General features: G+C 72.8%; 19 protein-coding genes. 7 read left to right on the top strand and 12 right to left on the bottom strand.

Translation table 11 applies throughout. The features are described 5' to 3' along the window. Window positions 1-23: 23 nt before the first annotated feature. Together WME97_RS02580 and WME97_RS02575 are read right to left on the bottom strand one after the other, a co-directional pair. Window positions 24-1,556: a S53 family peptidase gene (locus tag WME97_RS02580; protein WP_437549230.1), complete on the bottom strand. Its 1,533-nt coding sequence runs from the start codon at window positions 1,554-1,556 to the stop codon at window positions 24-26. A gap of 119 nt (window positions 1,557-1,675) precedes the next feature. Beyond that, entirely contained in the window at window positions 1,676-2,296 is a 621-nt protein-coding gene (locus WME97_RS02575) for a hypothetical protein (protein ID WP_437549228.1), read from the bottom strand. 358 nt (window positions 2,297-2,654) lie between these two features. Here WME97_RS02575 and WME97_RS02570 point away from each other — a divergent pair, with 358 nt between their 5' ends. The 3 genes from WME97_RS02570 (at window position 2,655) to WME97_RS02560 (ending at window position 5,611) form a co-directional block, all read left to right on the top strand. Next, on the top strand, window positions 2,655-3,584 hold the full coding sequence (locus WME97_RS02570; protein ID WP_437549226.1) for a homocysteine S-methyltransferase family protein: 930 nt from the start codon (window positions 2,655-2,657) through the stop codon (window positions 3,582-3,584). A 168-nt stretch (window positions 3,585-3,752) separates the two neighbouring features. Continuing rightward, complete coding sequence (locus WME97_RS02565; protein WP_437549225.1) at window positions 3,753-4,442, top strand: glutathione S-transferase N-terminal domain-containing protein; 690 nt, start codon at window positions 3,753-3,755, stop codon at window positions 4,440-4,442. Between the two features lie 497 nt (window positions 4,443-4,939). Beyond that, a complete protein-coding gene (locus tag WME97_RS02560) occupies window positions 4,940-5,611 on the top strand; it encodes a hypothetical protein (protein WP_437549223.1) in 672 nt (223 codons plus the stop codon). 295 nt (window positions 5,612-5,906) lie between these two features. On the opposite strand, the gene purU is transcribed toward WME97_RS02560, so the two are convergent. The 3 genes from purU to WME97_RS02545 form a co-directional block, all read right to left on the bottom strand. Beyond that, window positions 5,907-6,803: a formyltetrahydrofolate deformylase gene (gene purU, locus WME97_RS02555; RefSeq protein WP_437549222.1), complete on the bottom strand. Its 897-nt coding sequence runs from the start codon at window positions 6,801-6,803 to the stop codon at window positions 5,907-5,909. Window positions 6,804-6,905: 102 nt separating this feature from the next. Further along, entirely contained in the window at window positions 6,906-7,643 is a 738-nt protein-coding gene (locus WME97_RS02550) for a histidine phosphatase family protein (protein WP_437549220.1), read from the bottom strand. Between the two features lie 122 nt (window positions 7,644-7,765). Continuing rightward, the gene (locus tag WME97_RS02545; RefSeq protein ID WP_012233127.1) at window positions 7,766-8,071 is read right to left on the bottom strand and encodes a hypothetical protein; all 306 of its coding nucleotides are present in this window, start codon (window positions 8,069-8,071) and stop codon (window positions 7,766-7,768) included. Window positions 8,072-8,420: 349 nt separating this feature from the next. Here WME97_RS02545 and WME97_RS02540 point away from each other — a divergent pair, with 349 nt between their 5' ends. Then, complete coding sequence (locus tag WME97_RS02540) at window positions 8,421-9,026, top strand: hypothetical protein (protein WP_437549218.1); 606 nt, start codon at window positions 8,421-8,423, stop codon at window positions 9,024-9,026. A gap of 78 nt (window positions 9,027-9,104) precedes the next feature. On the opposite strand, the gene mgtE is transcribed toward WME97_RS02540, so the two are convergent. Further along, window positions 9,105-10,439, bottom strand: a complete 1,335-nt coding sequence (gene mgtE / locus WME97_RS02535) for a magnesium transporter (RefSeq protein WP_437549216.1) — start codon at window positions 10,437-10,439, stop codon at window positions 9,105-9,107. 372 nt (window positions 10,440-10,811) lie between these two features. Further along, window positions 10,812-11,429 (bottom strand): Maf family protein, encoded by a 618-nt coding sequence (locus WME97_RS02530; RefSeq protein ID WP_437549214.1) that lies wholly within the window; start codon window positions 11,427-11,429, stop codon window positions 10,812-10,814. A gap of 340 nt (window positions 11,430-11,769) precedes the next feature. On the opposite strand from WME97_RS02530, the gene WME97_RS02525 reads away from it, so the two are divergent. Then, complete coding sequence (locus WME97_RS02525) at window positions 11,770-13,497, top strand: right-handed parallel beta-helix repeat-containing protein (protein WP_437549212.1); 1,728 nt, start codon at window positions 11,770-11,772, stop codon at window positions 13,495-13,497. Between the two features lie 16 nt (window positions 13,498-13,513). On the opposite strand, the gene WME97_RS02520 is transcribed toward WME97_RS02525, so the two are convergent. Further along, the gene (locus WME97_RS02520; protein WP_437549210.1) at window positions 13,514-15,703 is read right to left on the bottom strand and encodes a bifunctional alpha,alpha-trehalose-phosphate synthase (UDP-forming)/trehalose-phosphatase; all 2,190 of its coding nucleotides are present in this window, start codon (window positions 15,701-15,703) and stop codon (window positions 13,514-13,516) included. Between the two features lie 99 nt (window positions 15,704-15,802). Next, entirely contained in the window at window positions 15,803-17,509 is a 1,707-nt protein-coding gene (locus WME97_RS02515) for a serine/threonine protein kinase (protein ID WP_437549208.1), read from the bottom strand. A gap of 479 nt (window positions 17,510-17,988) precedes the next feature. Here WME97_RS02515 and WME97_RS02510 point away from each other — a divergent pair, with 479 nt between their 5' ends. Continuing rightward, a complete protein-coding gene (locus WME97_RS02510) occupies window positions 17,989-18,963 on the top strand; it encodes a tetratricopeptide repeat protein (RefSeq protein ID WP_437549206.1) in 975 nt (324 codons plus the stop codon). 18 nt (window positions 18,964-18,981) lie between these two features. Here the strand turns inward: WME97_RS02510 and WME97_RS02505 are convergent, their stop codons facing one another. Continuing rightward, entirely contained in the window at window positions 18,982-20,355 is a 1,374-nt protein-coding gene (locus tag WME97_RS02505; RefSeq protein WP_437549204.1) for a hypothetical protein, read from the bottom strand. 386 nt (window positions 20,356-20,741) lie between these two features. On the opposite strand from WME97_RS02505, the gene WME97_RS02500 reads away from it, so the two are divergent. Further along, window positions 20,742-21,710, top strand: coding sequence for a hypothetical protein (locus WME97_RS02500; RefSeq protein WP_437549202.1), 969 nt, complete (start codon window positions 20,742-20,744; stop codon window positions 21,708-21,710). A gap of 46 nt (window positions 21,711-21,756) precedes the next feature. Here WME97_RS02500 and WME97_RS02495 read toward each other — a convergent pair whose 3' ends face one another. Together WME97_RS02495 and WME97_RS02490 are read right to left on the bottom strand one after the other, a co-directional pair. Next, a complete protein-coding gene (locus tag WME97_RS02495; RefSeq protein ID WP_437549200.1) occupies window positions 21,757-22,419 on the bottom strand; it encodes a hypothetical protein in 663 nt (220 codons plus the stop codon). Between the two features lie 43 nt (window positions 22,420-22,462). Beyond that, window positions 22,463-25,096 (bottom strand): hypothetical protein, encoded by a 2,634-nt coding sequence (locus WME97_RS02490; protein ID WP_437549198.1) that lies wholly within the window; start codon window positions 25,094-25,096, stop codon window positions 22,463-22,465. Window positions 25,097-25,167: the final 71 nt, after the last annotated feature.

Genomic DNA, 25,167 nt, shown 5'->3' with positions numbered 1-25,167 from the left:
CCGACCCAGAGGATGACGCTTTCCTACGGGAGCGCCTCCGCGAGCTTGTCCGCGAGCGGCGCGCCCCAGCCGGTCGGATAGTCCCAGCCGGGCCCCGCGCTGAACCCCTCGGGGGTCTTGCCCTCGGTGATGTCGCGGAACGCGGCCTGCACGCCCGCATCGGTGTAAAGCGCCCGGTTCAGCCACCCGGCGACGGGCTTGCCCTGCGCGATCCGGTGGCTGTTCACCGACGCCATCAGCCCGGCGAACACCGGCGCCGCAAACGAGGTGCCGCCGCGCTGATCCCACTCGCCCAGGAAGTAGAGCCAGTACGGGAAGTCCGACGACGCGCTCAGCGCGACGTCGGAGACCGCGCGCGTGCCCTGCGCGTCCGTCACGACGCTCTCCTGCCACCACGGCGTATCGAAGGCGCGCGATCGGCCCGAGCCGGAGCCGCTCCACGCCACCTCGCGCGCGACCCCACCGCCGTCGCCGAGCTCGAGCACCGTCCCGCCGACGCACGTCACATACGGGCTCGACGACGGCACGTCGGGCCTGCTCGAGTCGCCGCTCGCGACGACGATCGTCATCCCGAGCGCCGCGCCCATGCGCGCCGCCTCGTTGTATTGCTCGCGGATCGGCTGCGCCTCCGTCTCCTCGCGGTGCGCGAACGACGTCGAGAGCACCGACACCTCGCCGGCGGCGATCGCCTCGTTCCACGCATAGAGGATGGAGTGGGTGCGCGCGTCCGGCCCCTGGTACGCGATGAGCTCCGCCATGGGCGCCATCACGCCCGACCACTGCATGTCCAGCGTGCTCTCGATATAACGCGTGGAGATCGGATCCGCGGTGACCACTTCCTCGGGGTTATCGCGCGAGACGCCGAACGACCGCCAGAACGACTGGAGATCCCATCTCTTGAACGTCGCCCCGACAACGACGCCGAGCTTCACGCCCTGCCCGCTGTGGCCGGCGGTGTGGAGCGCTTCGACCCCATAGGCCCGCGCGATCTGCGCGGGCGTGTACCCCTGCTCCGGCTCCGGCGGTGGCTCCTCCTCGATCGCGCCCCCCTCGCCAGGAAGCGGATCGGTGTCCGCGGGGATCTCGACCGAGATGACGCCCGACGCGAGGTCGATGATCCGCTGCGGCGGCCTGAGCGGATCGAGCGCGCCGAACGTGCGGAGCGGCTTGCCGCCGGCCGCGGGGTTCTCGCGCTCGAAGTCGCGGAGCTCGGTGTCAAACGCGGTATTGAACTGCTCGACCGTGCCCGCGAACTCGAGCAGGAGCCGGTTCTTGGACCGCCGCCGGATCTCCATCCCCTGCTTGACGAGCCAGTCTTCGACGGCCGCGACGTCGCTCTCGGACGGGGCGTGGCGCTCCATCCAGGTCTCGACCGACATGTACTTCCGGAACGTGTCCGGCTTCCCGGGATCGTACATGTCCTCGATCGCGCTCTCGAGCCCGGGGACATCCCGGGTCGGGAACCCCATCAGCGCGCGGAAGCGGTCCTCCTCCGGCGCCGCGCCGAAGTCCATGTAGATCCCCGCGAGCGGCCGGGGAAGGCCGCTCGGGAGCACGGGTCCGTCTTTTCCGCACGCTGTGCCCCCGAGGGCGAGCAGCGCAACGCACCAAACCGAGAGCGAACGCATCAACGAGGCCCTGCGAGCGAGGGGGGAAGGAGTCCGTCAGGCGCGTCTCAGCACCACACGTGCTCGATGAGGTAGCAGGTGTAGGTCCCCGGCTTCCATGTCTCGGGGCGCCCGCCGGTCGTGTTGTCGGTACATACCTCGCAGTAGGCGTGGATGCAGTCGGGGTCGGTGCTCTGCGGCTTCGCCCCGGGGCCCGCCGGGGGCTCCTCGGTGTAGAAGAACCCGTCGGTCCTCAGCTGGTCGAGCTCGCTCTCCGACAGCTTCCCGAAGGCGGCCTCGTCCGAGGAGATGCTGAACCGATCGTCCGACGCCTCGGTCAGGACGGGCGCCGGGTAGTCGCCGTAGTCCGCCTGCTCGATGGCGGCCATCTGCTCCGAGAGCAAGATCTCCTTGCCGTTGCCGGTGGAGAGCTTGATGCGCGCGTAGTCGATGGCCCCCCCCGAGTAATCGAGGGCGTAGACCGTGTCTCGGCTCATGTCGAGGCTCAGGAACTCGCTCGTCTCGAGGGCCTTCGAGACCTCCGCCTGGGTGATCCGCTCGTGCGCCACCGCGTCATCGACGGGCGCCTCCTCCGACGCGCCGCATCCGGTGAAACCGGCCGCTGCGATGACGCCGAGCGCAACACTGAGAGCGAGCGATTTGGAAGAACGGATGGACTGTCGAATCATGATGGCGTTCCTTTCTTATGGGCTCACTGACGGCGCTCGCCTGGCCTCGCACGGCCAGCGGGAGCTCCCCCATGTCGGTCCTGCGTCGGTCCTGCAAACGATCGTTTGCTTGTCAGACGCCACGACTCCGGCGAGTCGAGTGGAATGAGGGGAAGATGAATTCATTTCAACGGTGCCGCAGGCCCCCCATACCTGGCAAGTAATTTCCCGGGGCGAAAGAGAATTCCATCGTTCTTTCTGCGGCACAGTGGTCGGGACGGTGCGCCGTGCGGGGCCTCGCTTACCCCGAGCCGCAGACGGGCCATGACCCGACTCAGGGGTTGCGGTGGGAGCCGGCCGCGGACATACCGGAGCCTACATGGAGGACGTGGCCAGATCGCCGTTCGGTTCAGCTGCTGTGTCCGCCGAGGCTGCCATCGTGGTCCTCGACGGCCCGCTCGGGACCGAGCTCGCCGCGCGCGGGGTCGAGACGCCGGCGCCGCTCTGGAGCGCCGCGGCCCTGCTCGATGCGCGCGGCCGCGACGTGGTCCGCGCGATCCATCGGGATTACGCGCGCGCAGGCGCGACGGTGCACACGGCGAACACGTTCCGCACCAAGCGGAGGCAGGCGGGCGCCGCCTGGGCCGAGCTGACCGCGCGCGCGGTCTCGCTGGCGCGCGAGGCCGTGCGCGGCGAGGGCCCACGGCACCGGGTCGCCGGCAGCATCGCGCCGATCGAGGATTGCTACAGGCCCGACCTGAGCCCGGCCGACGCGCGGCAGGAGCACCGCGAGCTCGCGCAGGCGCTCGCGAGGGCGGGCGTCGACCTCCTCCTCTGCGAGACGTTCCCGCACGTCGGCGAGGCGCTCGTGGCGCTGGAGGAGGCGGTCGCCACGGGCGTCGAAGCATGGGTGTCGTTCACGGCGGGTCCGGGGTCGGATCTGCTCTCGCCCGAGGACATCGGGCTCGCCGCGCGGGAGGCCGCCTCTCGCGGCGCGAGGGCCGTGCTCGTCAACTGCACCCCTGCGACTCGCACGCTCGCGCACATCGAGCGGCTCGCGGCGTGCGGCGTCCCGTTCGGGGCCTACGCGAACGCGGGCGCGGAGGCCGAGGGGCTCGGCTGGGGCGTTGGCGTCGACCAGCGCGGCTCGGCGGCCGCGCGTTATGCGGAGCTCGCGCGCCGCTGGATCGAGGCGGGCGCCGCGATCGTGGGCGGGTGCTGCGGGACGGGGCCCGGGCACATCGCGGCGCTGCGCGCGCTCGTCGACGGGGCGAGGCCCGCGCGCGAACCGGCGGGATCGCCGCGCTGAGGCGACGCGCCCAAACGCCGGTTGCTCCCCACGGGGCGACGTGCCACCGATTGTCCGACGGGCCGGGCGGCGCCAGCGCGAAGCGGCGCGGCGCCCGGCAGACACGATCCATCGCCTGAGACAGCACGCCGTCGCGATCGGCGACGACCGACGGACACGGAGCGCAAGATGATCGATCTCTATTACTGGCCCACCCCGAACGGCTGGAAGATCAGCATAATGCTCGAGGAGACGGGCCTCCCCTACAAGCTCGTCCCGGTCAACATCGGGCGGGGCGAGCAGTTCAAGCCGGAGTTCCTCGCGATCAGCCCCAACAACCGGATGCCCGCCATCGTCGATCACGACCCTCCGGGCGGCGGGGCGCCGATCTCCGTGTTCGAGTCGGGCGCGATCCTGCTCTACCTCGCGGAGAAGACGGGCAAGTTCATTCCCTCGGACGTCCGCGGTCGTCACGAGGTGACCCAGTGGCTCATGTGGCAGATGGGCGGCCTCGGCCCCATGAGCGGCCAGGCGGGCCATTTCAATCACTATGCGCCGGAGAAGATCCCCTATGCGATCGAGCGCTATACCAAGGAGGTACGCCGGCTCTATGGCGTGATGGACAAGCGGCTCGCGGACCGGCCTTTCCTGGCGGGCGAGTACTCGATTGCCGACATGGCGAGCTACCCCTGGGCGATGGCGCACGAGCGGTACGGGGTGCCGGCCGACGAGCTCCCGAACTTCAAGCGTTGGGTCGATGCGGTGCGCGCGAGGCCCGCCGTCGAGCGCGGGCTCGCGGTCGGAAATGAGCTGCGGAACGCGAGCCAGCCCATCGACGACGAGGCGAAGAAGTGGCTGTTCGGGAAGAAGCCCGAGTGAGCCGACCGTCCCGCACGCGCAGGGACCGCGCCCCCCGCGATTGCGCGGTGGTGCGCCCTGGGCGCGCGGTGCCTCGCTGACGGACTGCGACCGGGGCGGACAAACCAAGCTCCAGCGAGCCGTCCAGCGCGCCAGCGCGCCACGCGCGCCGCACCCCAGAGCGTCCTGAGCAGGGCGGGGCCACCAGCGCAGCGCGCCCTGCCGTCAGGGTTTCACCTGGCGCGCCGGGCCGCTGGTGCGCCCTGGCTGGACCCGACACCTCCTTTCGCCGGAGAAAAGGGCAACGAGCGCTCCCCGACGATCCGCTCAGCCCGGATCGCGCGGGCTCCGCTGCGGGGCGCCGAGCGCGCGAGCGCGCTGCATTGACGCCCTCGCGGACGTCAAGCACGCCGGGAGCGGAAACGTCTGCACAGCTCCGCCAGGCACACACTCTGCTCTGCGGTGAGCCGAGATGTCTGGGCCTGGTGGGCCCTCGCGGACATCGGGGGGAAACGATCATGTCGATGCATAGCAAGATGCTGGTGCCTGCATTTCTTTTGGCTGCTCTGGCCGCCGGTTGTGCGGTGAATACGGACGACGCGGACCTCGATCAGAGCGATCTCGGTGACGACGAGATCGGGGCCGTCGAGCAAGCGTTGGAGGAGGAGCGAGGCGGATACCTGGGGATGGGCGCGGCGCAGCTCGCGCCCGGACAGGCCCAGATGGGCCCGAGCAAGGGCCAGATGTTCCCCAGCAAGGGCGAGCTCGGCCCGAGCAAAGGCCAGCTGTTCCCCAGCAAGGGCGAGCTCGGCCCGAGCAAAGGCCAGCTGTTCCCCAGCAAGGGCGAGCTCGGCCCGAGCAAGGGCGGGATGTTCCCCAGCAAGGGCGAGCTCGGACCGAGCAAGGGCGAGGTGTTCCCTGGCAAGGGCGCGCTCGTGCCGAGCCAGGCCGGGATGTTCCCCGGGCAGGCCCAGATGCCGTCCAAGGCCGGGTTCGGCGGATATGCCGGCCAGCAATCCAGCCAGGGTATGCAGGGCTATGCTGGTCAGCAGGCCGGCCTTGGCCAGTCGGCCGTCGCCGGGCAGATCGGGCCCTCCGTCATCGGGCAGATCGGGCCCTCCGTCATCGGGCAGATCGGGCCCTCCGTCACGGGCCAGATCACCGCGCCCGGCCAGCAGGGCCGGCCGTAACGCCTCGCGCGCGCGCTCGTCGGGCTCCCAGGAGAGCACGCCCGGGCGCGCGCACTTCACCCGCTCGATCGCCCGGGTTGCCCCGACTGCCAGGTCGGTCGGGGCATTGTCTGGAGATCTACAGCGCTCTCCGCCCCCCTCTGCACCATCCAGAGCAGAGCCGCAGAGCGGCGGTCACCCGCACAGGAGACGGGCCCAGATCGGCGTTTTCGGCGCGGAAGCGCACTCCGGTGCGCTGAGCACCGAAAACGTCGAGATGGGCCCGTATCCGAAGCGGGTGACCGCCGCTCTAGCTCTAAAAGACGACGGTGCGGCGGCCTTCTACGATGACCCGCCGCTCCAGGTGCGCCCGGACGGCGCGAGAGAGGACGAGCCGCTCCACGTCACGCCCCATCCGGGTCATCTCCTCGGGGCCCATCTGGTGATTCACGCGCGCCACGTCCTGCTCGATGATCGGCCCCTGATCCAGGTCCCGCGTCGCATAATGCGCCGTCGCGCCGATGAGCTTCACGCCGCGCGCGTGCGCCTGGTGGTAAGGCTTCGCGCCCTGGAACGCGGGCAGGAAGCCGTGGTGGATGTTGATGACGGGCGGCGCCTCATCGAGCATCTGCTCGGAGAGGATTTGCATGTACCGCGCCAGCACGACGAGATCGACATGGTGCCTCTTCAGCAGGTGAAGCACCTGACGCTCCTGCTCGCGCTTGGTCTCCGGGGTGATCGGGATGCAGAAGAAAGGGATTCGAAAGCTCTCGGCCACCGCCTCGAGCGTGGGGTGGTTGGAGATCACGAGCGGGATCTCGCAGCGAAGCTCGCCCGCGCGCTGCCGGAGCACCAGATCGTAGAGGCACGCGGGATCCCTTGTGACGAGGATCGCCATCTTCGGGACGTGATCGCTGTATTCCACCGACCATCGCGCCGAGAGCGACGCGGCGAGCTCGCGAAAGGCGGCCTCGATCGCGCCGCGGGTGGCCGAGCCGCCCAGGGCGGCGACGGCGGCCGGCGAGGCGAGGCCGGACAGATCGACGACGAGACGCATGAAGAAGCGCGGGCCCTCGTCCATGAACGCATCGGTGTGATTGCTCGCGTCGATGATGTTCAGGCCGATGTCGTAGAAGAACCCCGCGAGTCGCGCGACGAGACCGGGCTGGTCGGGAGCGGCGACGAGGAAGGTTGCGTGAACGGGACCCGTCATACGGGTCATGTAGCTCGCCCCGAGGCGGAGGCGCAAGCGCGAGGGCCGCGAGGGACCACGGGCGGGTGGCGGCCTGTCCGCCAGGCTGCCTCGCCGGGCGTGCTAGCGCCCCTCGCCGCTCTCGGAGGACGGCGGCCCAGACGGATCATCCACGAGCCTCGGCGCCAGCGTGGAGAGCTCCGCCCAGGGGATGCGCACGGTCCGCTCGACGTCGCGCAGGTGCGCGCTGTCGTTGTAATAGATGAGGTGCCAGGCCTCGGCCCGACCCCAGCGCCGCCTTCGCTGCCAGTGGGTGAGCGAGGTGTGGCGGGTGGCGAAGTGCGCGCTCGGGAAGGCGAGCGCGTTCATCCTGAAGAAGTGGAGGAACGCGACGTCGATGAAGCCGCCGTGGGTGACGACGACGATCGTCCGCCCCTCGTGCTCACGGGTGACGCGATCGAGGGCGACGGAGACCCGCAGCATGAACTGAGCCCAGCTCTCTCCACCGGGGCTCGCCGGCCGGTACGGCTCGCGCTCGAAATCAATCGCGTAGCGCACCATCGCCTCGCCGACCGGCATCCCGTCCGCCTCGCCGGGGCGGAGCTCCTGCACCTCGTCGTCGAGCGTGACGGGCAGCCCCAGGGCGGGAGCGACGATCTCGGCCGTCTGCTGCGCCCGGCGATAGGTGCTGGCGATCAGGACGTCGGCGGGGATCTCGCGCGTCGCGGCCAGGCGATCGCGCAAGCGCTCCGCCTGGAGCACGCCGAGCTGCGTCAGCCCGGTGTCGCCGCGCATCCCGCCCACGATATGGTTCACGTTGACCTGCGCTTCTCCATGCCGGATGAGATAGAGGTTCGTCACGATCTGAGCCTCCGAGGCGCGCGACCTTGTGGGGGGAGGGCCGCGCGGGGCGGTCCGCGCTCGCTAGGAAGAGCAAGGCCCCCCTCGAATGTCAAGGGTTTGTACCGCCGCCGCGCGGGCGCTCAGGGACAGCCGTGGAAGAGCGCGAAGATGGCCGCGCTCTCGGAGCAGACCTGCTCGTCGCGCAGGGCGCTGCAGAAGTCGTCCTCCGTCAGGAAGGTCTTCTTTCCGGTGCTGCCCTCGATGCAGGAGATCGAATAGACGAACCGCGAGGCGCCCTCCCCGGGCAAGCCTGGGATCTCCAGCTCGGAGCCCTCGCCCACCTGCGAGCCGCTGCCCCCCGCGTCCTCCGGCGGATCGACGCCGAGCAACGGGAGCACCAAGATGGGAAAAATGCTGAAGAGACCGGCCACGAAATTCGGGATCATGGGTTTACCTCCAACGTCGATAGAAAGGCACCCTCGTGCGAGGTGGCCATTGCAGCTGTCGAATCCAACATGCATCCGACAGGCCAGCTCCGGTCATGTCCGCCCATTGCACAGCGCGCGAGCGCGGGGCGAGCCCGCGCGCGCGCCATCGATCGGATCGAATGCGCGGCCGCCTGCCCCGTCCGGGTCGGAGGGCCGCGCGGGCCGCCGCCGCGTGATCGCGGCGGGCCGGACCGGCCCGCCTGGGCGCGGCGCGCCGGACCGGCCCGCCCGGGCGCGGCGCGCTGCGCCGCCCTTGCCAGCTCGCTCGGACATGGCCTACAAGGCGGGCCCTCTGAAGGAGACTTTCATGCACCGTCGCAGCTTCATCGCGGCCGCGCTGCTCGGCTTCGCGGCCCTCGCCGGGTGCGGGCCGCGCTGGCGCGTCGTGACCCAGGCGAGCCCCGACACGTTCGTCGGCCAGCGGTATTTCGCCCTGATGCCCATCGACTACGTGGGCCTCTTCATCCTCGACCAGCGCGAGGACCAGTACCTCGCCGGCAAGGACGCCGACGATCACCAGCGCTTCGTGGAGGACAAGGAGACCATCAACGAGGAGTTCACGAAGGCCCTGGTCGGCGCCGCCCAGGAAGAGGGCATCGAGGTCGCGCCGTCCGACGGCCACACGTCGGCGCCGTTCGTGATCAAGCCCTATATCGGCTACATGAATCCAGGCTTCTACGCGGTCGTCTCCTCGGCCCCGAGCCAGATCCGGCTGACGCTCCGGCTCACGACGCCGGACGGCCGGGTGCTCGATGAGGTCCAGTTCTCGAGCCGCACGGCGTCGCCCATCCCGAACACGAACCTGAGCTCCGCGGACGCGGACAAGCTGAAGCCCGGCGGCCGCTGGCGCGAGGACGCGCGCGTGATCGGCGCGTATGTGGCGCGCTACCTCGCGTCGCGCGTCAGCCCCTAGGCCCCCGCGGCCGGGGCTCTCCCCGGCCGCGCGCTTCGGGGAAGCCCCAGGGAAGCGCGCGGGGGGCGCTCGCCCGCTTCACAGCAGCACCCCGCGGAGCAGGAGCTCGGCCACGCTGAAGTAGATCACGAGGCCGGAGACGTCGACGAGGGTCGCGACGAACGGGGCCGAGGCGCTCGCCGGGTCGAAGCGGAGCGCCCGGAGCACGAACGGCAGGAGCGCCCCCGCCAGCGTGCCCCAGGTCACGACGCCGACAAGGCTGATCGCGACGGTCAGGGCGAGGAGCGCGTAGTGCGGGCCATAGGCCCCGAAGAGCTTCTCCCAGGCGATGACGCGCGCGAAGCCGATGGCGCCGAGGATCCCGCCGAGCGCGAGGCCCGACGCGAGCTCCCGGCGGCTGACGCGCCAGAAGTCGGCGAGCCGGATCTCGCCGAGCGCCATCGCCCGGATGACCAGCGTCGTCGCCTGAGAGCCGGAGTTGCCCCCGCTCGAGATGATGAGCGGCACGAAGAGGGCGAGCACGACGGCGCGGGCGATCTCGCTCTCGTAGTGCCCCATCGCCGTGGCGGTGAGGAGCTCGCCCACGAACAGGGCGGACAGCCAGCCCGCGCGCTTGCCGAGCATCCTGGAGAGGGGGGTCCGGAGGTAGGGCGCGTCGAGCGCCTGCATGCCGCCGAGCTTCTGGATGTCCTCGGTCGCCTCCTCTTCCACGACGTCCACGATGTCGTCCGCCGTGACGATCCCCTTCATCCGACCCTCGCTGTCGACGACGGGTATCGCCACGAGATCGTGCTCCGCGAAGGTCCGCGCCACCGCCTCCTGGTCGGCGTCCTCGTTGACCGACACGACGTCGGTCTTCATCACGTCGCTGACGCGCCGGTCGCCGGGGGCGATCATGAGCTGCCGGAGCGACACCACGCCGCGCAGCCGCTGCTCGGCGTCGAGCACATAACCGTAGTAGATGGTCTCGAGGTGATCCCTGGCCTGCCGCTTGAGATAGCTGATCGCCTGGTCGACCGTCGCCTCCGGCCGCACGCGCGCGAACCACGGGCTCATGAGCCCGCCGGCCTCGTCCTCGGCGTACGCGAGGAGCGCGATCACCTCGCGCCGCGTCGGCTCGTCCAGCAAGGAGAGGAGCTCCGCCTGGTCGGCCGGCGACACCTCCAGGAGGAGGTCCGCCACGTCGTCGGGCGCGAGCAGGCGGAGCCATAGCTTGCGTTCGCCCCTCGTGAGGCCCGCGAGGAGCGCGGCCTGGTCGGCCGTGGGGAGACCCTCGAAGAAATCCTCCGCCTCCTCGCGCCGTAGGCGGCGATAGGCCTGCACCCGCTCCTCGTTCTGCAGGGCCGACCAGGACAGCGTCAGATCAGCCGCCGTGAGCGCCTCGGCCGCGTTGAAGGGCGGGCGTTCCATCATCGCCTCACCTCGTCGAGCGCCTGGCCCGCCCCGTCGGCGTCGCCCGGCAGAAGATGCTCATTCGTGAGGGCCCAGCGGCAGGCTCGACCCTGGAACCACGATTAGCAACGCGCGCGCCACGGCCGCCCCTCCCTGGGAGCCCCGGCACGCACAGCGCCGCGGCCCCCCGCCTGCGCCGTCGGACAGCGAAGCGCCTGGAGCAGCCGGCAACTTCCTGGCTGCCTCGGGCTTCTTCTCGGCGCTCGGATCGCGGCGACGCGCAATGGCGCGTTTTGGCGGGAACCTACCGTATCTCCCAGGATGCAGGCTCTCTCTCTGGCCTGCGTGGCGCCCGCCGGCGCTCTCTCTGACGTTCTGCGCGCGCGCCTGCGCTCAGGCGCGCGCGGGCGGGTCGAGCCGATCGACCCCGAAGCGGCGCAGGAGGCGGCAGAGCGGGACGAGCGGCAGCCCCACGATGGCCGCCTCGTCGGCGTGGCGCACGTCGTCGAACAGCCACGGTCCGTGCTTCTCGAAGAGGTATCCTCCCGCGCTGCCGATGGGCCGATCCAGCTCGACATAGCGGCGGATCTGCGCGCGGCCGAGCGGGCGGACGCGGAGCTCCACCGTGACGATCTCGGCCAGCGTCCGCGGCTCGCCGGCCGCGAGCGGCACCCCCGGCGGCGCGTGCACCGCGACGGCGGTGTGGAGCGCGTGGACGCGCCCCGAGAGCCGCCCGAGCTGGTCTGCCGCCTCGTCGAGCGAGGCCGGCTTGCGGAGGAGCTCCCCATCGAGCTCGAGCGCCTGATCGGCGCCGATGATCAGGGCGCCTTCCCGGGCGGGCGCGAGGCTCAGCGCCTTCCCCTCCGCGAAGAGGCGGGCGCACGCGAGGGGCGGCATCCCCTCGGGCGCGCTCTCCTCGAACGCCGGCGCGACGGCCTCGTACGCGAGCCCGAGGCGATCGAGGAGCGCCCTCCGGAAGGGCGACGTGGAGGCGAGGACAACCGGGAACATGGTCGGCTCCATGGCACGGAACGACGCGCGCGCCGAGAGGAACCACCCGCCTCACCCCTCGCGCTCCTCCAGCCCCTCGCGCTCCTCCCGCTCCTCCCGCGCTTCACCCGCGCAACCCTGCTCTTCACGCTCTTCGCGGCGTTCGCACCGATTTGCTTTCATTTACCAAAATTTATCGAGAAATGGCAGACGACACGGATTCTCAGCAATGGTGACAGCCGCTGTGGACACGGGAATAGCGGCAGGAATTCCTGCCGTCAGGTGTCGCCTGAATTACCCATCATGCATTTCATTAAAAAGCAGCTTGCACTCGGACTCTACAGCACGCGACAGTACGCCAATGCAGCAACTCAACACAAGGCACCTCGTCACACTCTCTCTCGTCGCGCCGGGCATCGGGCTCTCCGTGCTGCTCGCCGCCTCGCCGGCGAGCGCAGCGACGTACGAGGTGGGGCGGGGCAAGCCTTATGCGAGCCTCGCGGAGGTCGCCCCTCGCCTCGCTGCCGGGGACGTGGTTCTGGTCGAGGGCGACGCGACCTATCCGGGGGATCTGTTCTTCAAGAAGTCGGGCACCGAGGCGCAGAAGATCACGATCCGCGGCGTCCGCGTGAACGGCCGCCGCCCTGTCCTATCGGGGGGGACGAACACCGTGATCTTCGCTGGCAATCACTATACCTTCGAAGGCTTCGACATCACCGGGGGCTCGGGCCGCTGCGTGTTCAACAAGGCGCACGACATCACGATCCGCGACTCGGTGGTGCACGACTGCGCCGGGCACGGGATCCTCGGCGCCGACTCCGAGTCGGGCTCCCTCACGCTGGAGTACGTCGAGGTCTATGCCTGCGGCTCGGGCGACACCAGGCACCCCATCTACATCGCGACCGACGAGGAGACGCGCCTCGGCTCGGTGTTCCGCATGCGGCACTGCTATGTGCACGACGGCAATGGCGGCAACAGCGTGAAGAGCCGCGCGGAGCGGAACGAGATCTATTACAACTGGATCGAGGGCGCGAAATACCACGAGCTCGAGCTGATCGGGCCGGACGGCCAGGACGAGGGGCTCGCGCGCGAGGACTCCGACGTCGTCGGCAATGTCATCGTCAAGAGCGGCCAGCACTTCGCCGTGCGCGTCGGGGGCGACGGCACGGGGCAGACGTGGGGTCGCTTCCGGTTCGTCAACAACACCTTCCTGCTCGCCCCCGGGTCGCGGCCGGCGATCCGGATGTTCGATGGGATCGAGAGCGTCGAGATGAGCAACAACGTGTTCTATCGGCGCGGCGGCGGCGGCGTGGAGGTCTATGTCGACAGGAGCGCGACCTGGAAGACCGGAACGGCGTTGATCTCGGGCGCGAACAACTGGGTGCCCACCGGCTCCTCGGCCCTCCCCGCGGCGTGGACGGGCACGGTGCAGGGCACCGACCCCGGCTTCACCAACCTCAGCTCGCTGGACCTCCGCCCGGCGTCGAACAGCCCGCTCGTCAACGCCGGCTCCAGCGCGATGCCGAGCCCGGCAGGGTACCCCTTCCCGAAGCCGCTCACCGCGCCGCAGTCCTCGCCCAGGAGGGGCGTGCGCACGGCCAGCGGACCGCTGCTGCGGCCGGTCGCTGGCGCGATCGACATCGGAGCCTACGAGTCCGGCTCCGGCCTCGCGGCGCTCGCCATGAGGGCCGCGGACAGCGATCGGGACCTCGACGACAGCGACAGCAGAGCCGCAGAGGAGGGGTGGAACGTCGACGGCGATGCCGCCCCGAGCGACGGTGAGGCGGACGCCAGCGACGCCGACGCCAGCGACGCCGACGACGGCGATGCCAGCGACGCCGACGCGGAAAGCGACGCGTCCGCCGGCGACTGCGCCGCGGACGGCGACGACACCGCGGCGCGCGCCGCTGCGTGCTCCGAGGCCGCGCAGGGCAGCGCGGACGCTCCGCGCGGCGCCCACGCCAGCGCGTGCAGCGTCGGCGGGGCGCTCGCGGGCGGCCCGGTCGCCGGCTCGGGGGCGTTCGTCGCCGGGGCGGCGGCGCTCCTCGGCGCCGCCCTCCGGCGGCGCGGTCGCCGCCCCGGGGCGTGAGCCGCGGCGCGAGCCCTCAGGCGATGAGCGCGCGCAGCAAGCGACGCGCCGAGGCCGGGTCGGGCAGCTGAAACGCCGCGGAGCTCTCCCCGCCGCCCACGTGGATCGTGAGCGCGGTCGGGGGGAGCGCCGCGAACAGATCCTCGTCGGTCCTGTCGTCGCCGAGCGCGATCACCACCGCGTCGGGCCCCATCGTGGCGAGCACCCGCGGCACGATCACCCCCTTGTTGACCCCGCGGAGCCGCACCTCCAGCACCTTCCGGCCCGGGATGAGCTCGAGATCGTGCTCGCGCAGCGCCTCGGCGAGCTCCAGGGGCACCTCGCGGGCCGTCTGGCTGGCGAGCTCCGGGTCGGCGGCCCGGTAGTGCCACGCGATCGAGACCATCTTCTCCTCGATGAAGCTGCCCGCCGTGCGGTCGACGAAGCCCTGGAGGACGTCGCGGACCCTCGGCTTCCAGTCGAGCGCCGCCTCGCGGAGCGCGACCCAGGGCTCTCCGGGCGCGGCGCGGGAGAAGAACCCGTGCTCGGCGTGGAGGCTGATGGGCAGCTCGCCCAGCCACCGCTCGAGGTCCTCGCGCGGCCGGCCGCTCACCACGTGCACCTGCGTCCGCGGGCGCGCCGCGAGCTCGCGCAGCTCGGTGACGAGCGCCTCGTCCGGCTGAGCGAGCTCGGGCATGGCCTCGAGGGGGACCAGCGTGCCGTCGTAGTCGAGCATCACGATCAGCGACGGCGCGCTGCGCGCGCTCGCGATCGTGCTCCCCCGGGGCGCGCCTTCCGGCCGCCGGACGGCCCCCACCGCGGGCGGGGCGCCGCCCGCGCGCTCGAGATCGTTCAGGAAGCGGTGCGACCAGCGGTGCGCGTCGTGCGTCATGACGCGGCGCCGGAGCGCCTGCATCCGGACGCGCTGCTCGGACGGCGACATGACGAGCGCCCGCTGGATCGTCGACGCCACCGCGTCGATGTCGTGCGGGTTCACCAGGAGCGCCTCGATCAGCTCGGCGGCCGCGCCCGCGAACTCGCTCAGCACGAGCGCGCCGGTGTCGTCGAGCCGCGAGGCCACGTACTCCTTGCAGACGAGGTTCATCCCGTCGCGCAGCGGCGTCACCATCATCACGTCGGCCGCGAGGTAGAGCGCGACGACCCCGGCCATGGGCATCGACCGGTGCAGGAAGTGGATGGGGACATCGTCGAGCGTCCCGTAGCTGCCGTTGATGCGGCCGACGAGCTCGTTCACGACGCGCCGGAACTCGGCGTAGGCGTCGACGCTCTCGCGCGTCGGCACCGCGAGCTGGATGAACCGGACCTTGCTCCGGAGCTCGGGCTCGCGCTCCAGGAAGCGCTCGATGGCGAGCATGCGCCGCGGGATGCCCTTCGTGTAGTCGAGCCGATCGACGCCGAGCACGATCTTCCGGCCCTGGGCGCTCTCGCGGATGCGCCGCGCCTCGGCGCGGACCTCCTCGTCCCGCGCGAGCCGCACGAACTCGTCGACGTCGATGCTGACCGGATAGGCGCCGAGCCGCACCCGCCGCCCCTCGTACGCGAGCGTCTCCAGGTCGGGATCGAGCCCGAGCACGCGCGCGGCGGAGTAGACGAAGTGGTACCGATAGGCCGTCGTGTGAAACCCGACGACGTCGGCGCCGAGCATGCCGCGCAGCACCTGCTCCCGCCAGGGCAGGATGCGGAAGACCTCGGCCGCCGGGAAAGGGATGTGCAGGAAGAAGCCGATCCGCGCGTCGGGGATGCGCCGCCGCAGCATCGCCGGCACCAGCGTGAGCTGGTAGTCGTGGATCCACACCCTGTCGCCCGGCCTGTACCGGGCGACGATGGCCTCGGCGAAGCGCTCGTTCACCTCGCGGTAGCTCTCCCAGTCGTGCCGGGCGTCGAGGTGCAACTTCTCGACGAGGTAGTGGAACAGCGGCCACAGGACGCCGTTCGAGAAGCCGTCGTAGTAACGGCTCACCTCGGCCGAGGTGAGGTGCACCGGGACCGCGCCGAGCTGCTCGAGCCGATCCTCGACCTCTCGGCGCTGCTCCTCGGTGAGGCGCGCGAGGTCGCCCGGCCATCCGAGCCAGAGGCCGCCGTGGCGCTCGTGAGGGCCCCGGAGCGCGGTCACGAGGCCGCCCGCCGAGGGGACGACGGAGACGTCCCCCTGATCGGCGTGGACGGTCACCGGAAGGCGGTTCGAGACGATGAGCAGGCGGGACATGCGCGGCCAGGAAGCTAGCGCATGGCCCCTGCACCACGCCCTTGCGGCGCGGTGAAATCAGGGGCTAGCCGATGGTGCTCGTCGGGCGCGCCCTGATCGCTACCGGTCTACCCGGATCGACGGCGCCGTGTTCTCCGGAGGGTTGGGCTTCGCTGTGGCCGTGGGCGCTGCGGGGCGAACGGGCCGGCCCCAGTTTCGCCGGCCGCCCGAGCTCGTGTTCGACGGCGCGTCCTCGGTCTTCGCAGGCGCGGCCACCTGCGCGAGCCGCGCGACGGTCTGCACGGACATCTCCGACGGCCCCTGGACGATGGAGTAGGGCTGGAAGCCTTCCTTCTGCAGGGTCAGCCGGCGAGGCGACGCGCGCACCTCGTCGTTCGCGATCGAGAGCTGGAGCGGCGTCTGCCCGAGCGACTTCCCGTCCTCCACGACGTCGGCGCCCGGCGGGATCGACTCGATGATCAGCATGAACGAGGGCGCGCCCTTGTGATCGCTGGGCGTGCCGGTCGCCGCGGGCGCCGTCGTTGGCGCGGTCGCGACCTCGGGCGTGGCCTCGGTCTGCGCGGGCTTGCGGGTCAGCATGAACGCGCCCGCCGCCACGACGACCGCGCCGATGGCGGCGAGGATCACCGCCTTGCGCCCGCCGCCGGAGGGGGCCTCGTGCGCGCCGGTCGCGCCCTTGGACGCGCCCGCCGCGGTCGCGGCGGCGCCCGGGCCCGAGCCGACGCCGGAGGTGCGGCCGCTCGGATCGTCATCACTCGACGGCGCCGGGAGCGTCACCGCGTCCTTGAGCGCTTGCACCGTGGACGAACGCGACGAGATCTGCACGCCGGGCAGCGACTCGAACGAGGTGATCTGCGTGCCGCCGAACGCGGTCGTCACGCCCATGCCGCGGGCGCACTCGCCGAGGCCCTGGATGAGGGCGTCCATCGTCGCGGGCCGGCCGTCCGGATCCTTCGCGAGACAGCGCATCACGAGCGCCTCGAGCGGCTCCGGGATGTCGACGTCCGGGTTCCGCTCCTTCATGCGCGGCACCGGCTGCTGGAGGTGCGCCATCAGGATCTGGATGGACTTCTCGGACTCGAACGGGACCTTCCCGCAGAGCATCTGGTAGAGGATGACGCCGAGCGAGTAGATGTCGGTCCTGAGATCGACCTTGCCGTGCGAGATCTGCTCCGGCGACATGAAGCGGGGCGAGCCCAGGAACGCGCCCTGCTGCGTGAGCTCCTCCGAGTCGTCGCCGAGCTGCTTCACGAGGCCGAAGTCGAGGATCTTGACCGCCTCCTCCGCGTCCTCGTTGGAGACGAGCATCACGTTCGACGGCTTGAGGTCGCGGTGGACGACGCCGTGCTTGTGCGCCTCGCGCAGCCCGCGCGCGATCTGCCGCGCGATGCGCATCGCCTCGGGCGGCGGCAGGCGCCCCTGCCGGCGCACGCGCCGGAAGAGCGTCTCGCCCTCGAGGAACTCCATCGCCATGAAGAACCGCTCCTGATCGTCGGCCTCGATGCGGCCGTAGTCGAAGACGGTGACGATGTTCGGGTGCTGGAGGCGCGCGAGGATGCTCGCTTCGAGGAAGAAGCGCTTGTGGAAGTTCGGGTCGAGCTGCCGCGAGGCCTGGTTGGGGATCAAGACCTTGATCGCCACCTGGCGCCCGAGCGGGAGCTGCTCGCCGCGATAGATCGTGCCCATGCCGCCGGTCGCGAGCTGGGAAAGGATCTTGAACTTTCCGTTGAGCACCTTTCCGAGCAACGGATCGATCGGCTCGCTGCGCGCTACTTCATCGACGACGTTTTCGTTGGCACCACTCATATGAACTCCGTCGCCTTCCCCGTGCGGGCGCGGGCGAGCCCTCCCCTCGGTGACGATGCCTCGCGATGCGTGAGCCTGGACCTCATGATCGTGGGGAGCGTCGGCGCGTGGGGCCGTCGGGGCAGTCTAAACGGAAGAAATGTCCTTGGCGACCTTTCCTCGATCGCCTCCACGATCGCCCCGCTCGTGAGGCCGGGGCCCCCGCGCGAGAGGCCGATCGCGAGGCCGGCCGTGAGGCGCTGCACCATGCGCCGTGCGCCATAGCCCCGATCGACGGGAGCCGCCAGTTGCTGGCATCGAGCGTCTGCATCGCACCTTCGCGCCACGAGATCCTGCGAGCAGAGTACACTGCTCCGCGCCCGCGCGATGCTCTTCCGATCATCCTTGTCGGGCGCCGCCGCCGGACGCCGGCCGGTGCGCGCCGGACGTCCCTGCCGGCCTTCTCGCCCTCCCGGGTGGGGACGAGGTAGTAGAGGAGGATGCGACCGGATCGCGCCGTGCTGCGCTGGTGGAGGGGAAGAGAGTACCGGCGCCTACTCGACGTGGCCGCGTCCGAGCTTGCCGGCTCGCGCCACGCCGACGCGGAGGCGACATGCGCGCGGGCGCTCCGGATCGCCGAGGAGATCTACGGCGACGGGGACGCCGAGCTGACGGCGCCGCTCTACGCGCTGAGCTCGGCGCGGCTCGCGCAGGGGCGGCTGGACGAGGCGCGCGCGAGCTCCGCGAGGGCGATCGCCATCGCCGAGGCGGCGGGGAGCGCCGATCCGCCGCTGCCGAGGCTGCTCGAGCAGCTGGCCGCCATCCTCGAGCGGCAGGGCGAGCTCGACGACGTCGAGGCGCTGTTCCGCCGGATGCTCGCGGGCTACGAGCGGATGCGCGATCCCGACCCCATCGAGCTGTCGGCGCTGCTGAACCGGCTCGGCCTGCTGCTCGGCAGGCGGGGGGCCCGCGCCGAGGCGGCGCCGCTCTTCCGGCGGGCGATCGCGCTGCGGGAGGGGGCGCTCGGCGCCCGTCACGCGCTCGTCGCGGAGGCGCTCTACAACGCCGCCACGTTCCTGGAGCAGGAAGACGACCTCCCGACCGCCGAGCGGGAGAGGATGCTCCGGAGGGCGCTCGAGATCGCCGAGGCGGGGGCGGGCGTGGACGGGGCCCTCCTTGCGTCGATCCTGCACAACCTGGCGGCCGCCCGGGAGGCGCTCGGGGACGCGGCCGAGGCGGCGGCGCTGTACGAGCGCGCGCTCTCCGCGCGGGAGGCGCTGGCCGGGGCCGCCCACCCGTCGCTCCGGCCGACGCTGGTCCGGCTCGCGCAGGTCCACCACGCCGCGGGGCGGCCGTCCACGGCGCTGCCGCTGTACGAGCGGGCGCTCGCGCTCGCCGAGGCGGAGCTCGGGGCGGATCACCCGGTGGCCACGGCGATCGGGGCCTGGATGGCCGAGGCGCGGAGCCGGAGCTGACTCCGCCGCTCCCGTCGATCAGCGCTCGGACGACGGATCGCCGCCTTCTCGCCAGCGCTCGACGAGCTCCGGGAGTACGGTCGAGGCCATCTGGAGCAGGTGCGCCATGTGGTGTTCGGGCGTGTTGCCCCGGAACCCGCGGACATGGAGCTCGCCCACGCTCGCCTCGGTGGTCGGGATCATCTGCTTCTCGAGCTTCTTCGAGACGGCGCCCTCGGCGGCGCGCAGCCGCAGGTGCGGGGGCGCGTCCGACGCGGGCGACCGCTCGACGTGGCGCCCTGCCCCGGCGTCGAGCAGGTAGCTGGCCGTGGCGGCGGAGCTGGCGTACGCGATCGGGTCGATCTCCGAGTGCGTGATGGTGAACAGCAGCTCCTCCGAGGCGGCGAGCTGCGCGGCGCGCGCGAACGAGGCGAGCTGCAGCGGGTTGAGCCCGCTCGGCTGCTCCGGGACGAAGCCGCAGTGGATGCCGTCGGTGACGAGGATCGCGTCGAGGGGCTCGGTGCCGCGGCGGAGCTCCAGGATCTTGGCGACCGCGCCGTAGCCCGCGCTCCACGAGGAGAGGGCGACCCGGCGGAGCCGCGGGGTCGGCAGCCCGCGCTGCGCGAGCGCCCTGTCGATGTCCGCGAGCAGGCTCTCGTAGACGCCCGGCGTCGCGTAGAAGTCCTCGTACGCGCCCGAGCCGATGCCGAGGTTGATGACGGCGACCGCGGCGTTCAGCCCGGCGACCTCGGCGCTCTCGCGGACGAGCTGGGTGTTGCCGTGGAAGTGCAGCAGGAGATCGTAGCTCGACCCCGTGGGCCTGAACGTGTCGGGCGTGAAGAGCACGCCGCCGCGGATCGACGCGTACCCCTCGTGCTTGATCGCGGGCGGCGGCGTCACCGGCGCGGGAGGCGGCGCCGGCGGCTGCAAGCGCGCGAGCCCCTCCGGCGCGACGGCCGCGCTCGCCCCGGCGTCCTCGCGCGAGGAGCGCAGCGCGAGCAGCGACGCGCGGTTGACGGGGGTCATGGCGCGGAAGGCCTCGGCGGAGGCGATCGGCATCCGCGCGGCGATCCCGCGCGCGGCGGCGGCGACGACGACGATGACGGTGGCCGCGGCCAGGACGAACGCCCCGAGGGCGCGCCACACGCGCGCGCGGCGCTCGTCCGGCGAGGGCGAGGACCAGGAGCCGTACGGCCCGGCCCCGGCCATGGGGAAGGGCGGCGTCCCCTGCGGCGCTGGCGGGGCGAAACCGGGAAGGAACGCTTGCTCCTCCGGCGCGGGGGCCATGCCGAGGGGGGGCAGGTCGAGGGGAAGACCGCGATCCGCGCAACCCTGGATCACGGTGACGGGCGGCGGCGTGGGCGTCGGCGACAGGTCCGCAGGCGACCCGTCAGCGCGCACGTTTCCCTTCATTTCGATACCCCTCCCTTACAACGGGGATGTAGCGCCGAGCCCTGGTTTGCCAGGCGCTGCGTCTGTTCCGTGAGCGCGCCGCATGGCGGCAGCGCGCTGCGTTTCTGCTCCTGCCGTGAGCCCGGAAGGCGTCGCGGCACGCGGAGCATCGACCAGTACGGTCTCCAGCTCAAGCGACAACCGTTCCGTACGCGCATATTTAAGCGTGGCCGTAATACCCTGTCCCCTGCTGGAACACGCGTGGGTGAGCCTGTCGGGCCGCAAAGCGAGGGAGCGGGAGGGGTGTGCCCCGGGCTGCGCTGGTGCGCGCGAGTGGGGACGTGAGCACGCCGGCGACGAAACGCGCACTTGCGCCCCTGTCCGGCACCCACCAAGGTGCTCGGCGCTTGCTCTCCCGCGAGGTCCGCTTCCTGCTCGCAGCGACGCTGCTCCATGCCGCCATCCCGCTGCTCGCGCGGATCGCGGGCGCCCCGGGGCCGGTGCTCGAGGCCCGCTCGAGCGGCGCGCGCCGCGAGGTGGAGATCGAGATAGAGCCCGTCGCGCCGCGTGGGCCGGAGCAGGACGAGGCGCGCACGCCCCCGCCGCGCACGGCGGACGAGGCACGGCCGCGCGAGGCGGAGCCGGTCCTCGGCCGGACGGCGCGCCGCGAGCGGCGGCCGCTCGATCCACAAGCGCCGACGGAGGCGCCGGTCGAGCCGCGGGAGGGTCCCGTGGCGCCTCCGGCCCCCGCGCCGTCGAGCGAGTACGACGGGCCGCCGACCGCCGAGGCGCCGCGCGGGGTCGCCGGCCTCGGGGGGGCGCCGGTGTGGCAGCTGCCCGGCGTTCTGCCGGATCGCGCGCCGCCGGCGCCGGCGCCGACCGCGCCGGCCGCGCCGCGCGAGGTCTCGGCGGACAGGGCGGGCGAGCTGCTGCGCGAGGCGATGCGCGATCGGGACAAGACGCTGGGGCTGGATCTGCCCGCCGCCGGCACGGTCGCGTCCGTGGTGGCGGAGGCGGTGCGCAGCGCCGAGACGCCCGCGACGGCGCGCGCGGTGTTCGAGGTGCAGCTGAGCGGCGCCGGCGCGGTGCTCGGGGTGCGCGCGCTGTCGTCGACGGCCGGAGCGGCGGCGCTCTGGGCGCGGGTGGCGCGCGAGGCGGCGGCGCAGCTCGCCGGGCGCGTGCTCGCGATGACCGCCGCGTTCACCAAGGGGGCGAAGGTCTACGTCACGGTGAGCTCGTCGGTGCAGATGCCGAGCGGCGCCACGTCGGGCGGGATCCACCACCAGGGCGCGGGCTTCGGGTTCGACGTCGCCGACATCGGGGCCCGGCCCCGCCGCCTCGTCCAGTCGAGCTTCCGCGTCGAGGCGATCGACTGAGGCAATCGCAGAGGCGGAGGCGCGCGACGCGCGCGAGCCCGGGCGATCAGCGGCCCCGGCGCGCCGTCCAGCGCCTGTAGCGGGCGGCGCTCGCGGCGAGGCCGATCCAGAGCAGCCCGAGCAGGCTCAGCGCCGCCGGGACGCCGGTGAGCCAGACGAGCGCCGGCAGCGGCGGGCGCGTCGGACAGGGGCGGCGCGTGTCGAAGCGGCAGGCGTGATGCCGATCGAGCTCCTCCGCGGCGGCGCGGACCTCGGGGACGTCGTCTGGCAGGCCCCGCAGGGCCGCGGAGGCCATCATGTACGCCGCAGACGCGGCGCGATCGTGGGCCGGGTCGGCCGGCACGCGGTCGCGCACGAGCTCGCTCATCCGGGCGGCGCGCTGCGCCGGCGCCTGCTCGGCCAGCGCTCCGGCGAGGTGCCGAGCGAGCGCCTCGTCGAGCTGCAAGGCGCAGGCGACGGCGCGATCTTCCCCAGGCGTGAGGTAGACCGTCTCGCCCGACGCCGTCTGGCGCGGCTCCGTGCCGGACGCCGCGACCGGCTTGCGCAGCGCCACCCGCGCCCCGCGGACGCAGCTCGGGACCCTCGGGAGGGCGCGCAGGTGCACCGCGGCGTAGCGCTGGTACGCGACGCCGGCGATCGCGCCGAGCGAGAGCGCCAGCGCGAGGAGCGCGGCGACCCGGCGCGCGCCGGAGGGCTCTCGGGACGACATGGCCGGCGGTATGGACAGCCGCGACGACGCTGTCAATGCGCCGTCACGAGGGGGGCGCCGCGCCGGCGAGGCGCGCCACCTGCGCCCACGCGCGGGCCGCCTCCTCGTGCCCGGTCGCGGCCGCGAGCTGCGCCAGGAACTGCGCGCACGCCTGCTCGCCGTGGGCATCCTCGGCCTCGCGGGCGCGCGCGAGGGCGCTCAGCGCCTCGAGGAGCGCGCCCTCCGTGCGGCCCGCGGCGGCCAGCGCGACGCCGTAGGCGAGCAGCGCCCGGGCCCGCTGCGAAGGCGACGCGTCGGCCTCCGCGGCGATCCGGAAGCGCCGGAGCGCCTCCTCCTTCGCGCCGCGCCCGAGCGAGATCAGGCCGGTCATGCGCTCCGCCAGATCGAGGTGCTCGCCGGTGCGGCGGAGCTCGCCCACGAGCCGCTCGAGCGTGCGGAGGTCGCCCTGGACGAGCGCCTGCTTGGCCAGCTCGGCGAGGCGGAGCGCGATGTCGTTCATCGACATGACGGGCGACTCCGTGGTCTTCGCGAGCAGATCGTCGGAGGCGTCGCCGCACGGAAGGCCGACGTCCGGGGAGGTCGCGTCGGGAAAGTCCGTAGGCGGGTCGTCCGGCTGCGCCGCGGGCGCGCCGGGGCGGGAGCGCTCGCCGACCGGCGCCGGCGCCGCGCGCTGCGGCTCCGGCGCGTCGCCGACCACCTCGATGGGCGTGCGGTGGGTGGGCGGCTGGCTCGACGAGCTGTCCGGCGCCTCGTCGCGGTGATCTCTCGCGGTCTCCTGCTCGTCGGCGAACGCGAGCAGCTCCGCGGCCGCGCCCTCGAGCAGCGCGTCGCCGGCCGCGCGCCCGGCGCGCCCGGCGAGATCGGCCGCGGAGCGCCGATCGCCCGCCTTCGCGGCGTGCCACGCGGCGTCGGCGAGGCCGAGCACGCTGGCGTGATCCTCGACGACCCGCGCCGCGGCCAGGTGCCACGCGGCGCGCTCGCCCGGCGGGACGCCCGCGAGCAGGGCGTCGCGCAGCGTGCGCGAGGAGAGCCGCAGCCAGCCAGGCTCCGGCCGGAAGACCCAGCCGGCGCCGAGCAGCGCCGCCTGGACCGCGGCCACCTTCGGGGCGCCGGTGCCGTCGCACAGCGCGTCGATCGCCGCGTCCGACGCGTCCCCGCCGAGGGTCGCGAGCGCGGTGAGCACCGTGCGCTGGCCGATCGCGAGAAGGCGCAGCCGGCCCTCGATCGAGCGGAGCGCGGGGGGCGCGGCGAGCTCGGCGCCGGTCATCGTGCGCGGGGGCCTGCCCCGCCCGGCGCTGCGCCGGCGCGGCCCGACGCTCCTGCCGATCCAGCGCAGCGCGCCGCTCTCCAGCGCCTCGCAGAGGAGCTCGCGCACGGCCAGCGGGAACGCGGGCGCGCGCGCGGCCCAGCGGCGCGCGCCCGCCTCGTCGATGCAGCCGTCGAGGAGGCGGCGGACGAGATCCTGCGCGCCCGGCGCGGGGAGCGGCCCCAGCGTGACCGTGGCGGCGGGGGTGAGCGCGGTGAGCGGCGCGGGGAGCGGATCCGAGCGCCCGAGCCGGGCGACGGCGCGCGGGCCGCCGCCCGGCGAGAGGGCGAGGGCGATCGCGTCGAGGCTCGCGGCGTCGACCTCGGAGGCGTCGTCGACGGCGAGCAGGCCGACGCGGACGTCGGACGGGGCGAGCCACACGGCGAGCACCTCGGCGGCGATCCTCGGCTCGACGCCCTCGCCGGCGAGGAGCCGCGCGAGCGCGGGCTTCAGCCGATCCGGGAGCACCGGCGCGCGGGCGCGGCTCTTCTCGGCGCGGAGCGCCGCGCGCGCGAGGGCGCGCCGGAGCGCGCCGAACGGCTCGCGCGAGGCCCCGATCGGCGCGACGAAGAGGCTCCGCGACGGCGCGAGCAGCCGCTCCAGCTCGAGGAGCAGCCGCGTGCCGCCGGCGCCGGGCTCGGCCCGGACGATCGCGAGGGAGCCGGGGGGCACGGCGAGCTCGGCGAGCTCGGCGTCGCGGCCGATGAGCGGCGGCTTGCACAGGCGCGCCACGCTCTCGGCGACCTGCCTGCGCAGCGGCTGCTGCGCGTCGAGGCGGAGGCCGCGCACCCGGCGCGCGCCGTCGATGCCGCGGTGGGCGCCGAGGGTCATGAGCTCGCCCGAGAGCACGGCGGGGAGCGCCGGATCGAGGAGCACGTCGCCGGGGAGCGCGACGCGGGCGAGCATGACGGCGACGAGCAGCGGCTGTCCCCAGGACAGCGCGGTGAAGCGCCCCGCCTCGCCGACGTAGGTCATCTCGCCCCGCGCGATGCCGACCGCGAAGCGCGCGTCGGGGTGCACCGACGCGTCCTCCGCGGCGAGCGCGGCGAGCAGCACGGCCTCCTCGACGTCGTCGGGGGTGAACTCGAACGAGAAGGTCTGGGCGCTCCAGGCGCACAGGGTGGCGCCGAGCGCCTCGGCGCGCTTCTTCAGCGCGAGCGCCCTCGCGAGGTAGCTCTCCTCGCCGCGCGCGGCGCCGCCCGTGGCGCGCGCGGCGCCGCCGGCGGCGCGCGCGGCGCCCTTCTGGCGCGACGGCGGCGCGGGCGCCCGCGCCGCGCCGCGGCGGCCGGGCCACGGCGCGACCGCGTCCGTGCTGTCTGGCTGCGAGAGGGCCGCAGTACCTCGAAAGGACACGACGATGCGCTCCGGCATTGCGGCGAGTGTAGCGGGGCGCGGAGGGCGCGTGGGCGGTTCTCGGCGCGCGCCGCGGTACGATGGATCCC

The sequence above is a fragment of the Sorangium sp. So ce367 genome (assembly GCF_051520455.1).
Lineage (GTDB): Bacteria > Myxococcota_A > Polyangia > Polyangiales > Polyangiaceae > Sorangium > Sorangium cellulosum_B.
The sequence above is the reverse complement of the archived record's forward strand: the minus strand, read 5'-3'. Positions and strand labels throughout refer to the sequence as shown.